Genomic DNA, 1,510 nt, shown 5'->3' on the forward strand with positions numbered 1-1,510 from the left:
GGCAATATCATTCACACTATCCGAAATAAGCTTCAAAAAAACTATTTTCTTTCGAACCAATAATAAAAAAATTATTATAAAGTTAAAGATTGCGAACGCAAATAAGAACAACAATGCCAAATTGAATTCAAACATACCAAATTCTTCGTGTTTTTTAAATAATGGATCTATGACGTATGCCAAAATGAGGATTGTTAAACCAAATGAAATAAAAAAACTAACTGCAACAGCAGCAAGAAGTTTTATAATGATCTTATTTCTAAAACTAACATTCTTCATATTTTATACCCAATTCCCCAAACAGTTTTAATATAAATAGGATGTTTAGAATCCTCTTCAATTTTGTCTCTTATTTTTGTAATATGCACCATGACGGTATTATCTGATTTATAAAAAACCTCTTTCCAAACTGCTTCATATATTTTTGCTACACTCAGGACAATCCCTTTGTTGCGGGCAAGTAGTTCGAGAATAGCAAACTCTTTTGGAGTTAACCTTGTTTCTTTTCCTCTTACCCATACTTGACGTGTATCTGTATTCACGGTTAAGTCACCAATTTCTAGAATGCTTTTATTATGTTCTATTGATGAATTGTATTTTTTAAACCTTCTTAATTGAGATTTTACCCTAGCGATTAATTCCAATGGGTTAAACGGCTTTGATAAATAATCGTCTGCGCCAGAGGCTAAACCCTGAATTTTGTCTATATCCTCGGATTTTGCAGATAGCATAATGATAGGCATATTACGATTTTCCCTAATCTTCATACAAACTTCAATACCATCCATATTTGGCATCATAATATCTAAAATAATAAGATCAAATTCCTTTTCTTCTAACAGTTGTAAAGCTTGTATAGCATCTTCTGCCTTTTGAGTTTTTAGGCCTTCATTTTCCAGGTATACAGAGATAAGATTTCTAATCTCTTTATCATCATCAACAATAAGAATTTTTGACTCCATTTTATTCCTCCACATTAAACGCAATAAGTATCCAATAAAGCATATATTTGTTGTTACTTAATTAATAAACTTAATAGAGATGGTTTCTATCTTTTTTCTTTACTTAATACGATTCTTTGTAAAATACACAAAAAGACCGTCACAGTATTGTGACGGAAAAACAGGAAAATTTCAATAACCAATTACTATTATTATTTATTTTTAGCTTTTAAGGCATCTAACATTATTTTGGTTGCTTCTGCAATAAGCTTATCATCGTATTTAGCATCCTCTTTATCATGATTAGAAAGTATCGCAAGAACAATTGGCTTTTTATTTGGTGGCCAAATAATTGCGATATCATTTCTGGTTCCATAAGATCCCGAGCCAGTCTTATCAGCTACTTCCCATCCTCCTGGAACTCCAGCACGAATTAAGTTGTCTCCCGTAGTATTCCTTTTCATCCAATCTATTAATAAATCCCGTTTCTCAGTTGAAAATACATCTCCTAGCGCAAAAGCCTGAAGACTAGTAACTAATGCCTTTGGGGTACTAGTATCATGTACGTC

The 1,510-nt window shown here is 31.9% G+C and carries 2 protein-coding genes and 1 pseudogene; all 3 read right to left on the reverse strand.

Annotated elements, in window-relative coordinates:
* Nucleotides 1–279: pseudogene (locus AC1DJR_RS29460) on the reverse strand (two-component sensor histidine kinase); the annotation flags it as partial.
* A complete protein-coding gene (locus AC1DJR_RS29465) occupies nt 276–962 on the reverse strand; it encodes a response regulator transcription factor (RefSeq protein WP_477004194.1) in 687 nt (228 codons plus the stop codon). The gene AC1DJR_RS29465 and the pseudogene AC1DJR_RS29460, both read right to left, overlap by 4 nt.
* 191 nt (nt 963–1,153) lie before the next feature.
* The coding region (locus AC1DJR_RS29470; protein ID WP_477004195.1) for a serine hydrolase at nt 1,154–1,510 on the reverse strand (357 nt) is incomplete at its 5' end.

It is taken from the genome of Bacillus sp. 05T31, from assembly GCF_056396725.1.

Coding starts and splice junctions, on each gene's coding strand:
- AC1DJR_RS29465 (WP_477004194.1), bottom strand. CDS start 962: ATGGAGTCAAAAATTCTTATTGTTGATGATGATAAAGAGATTAGAAAT.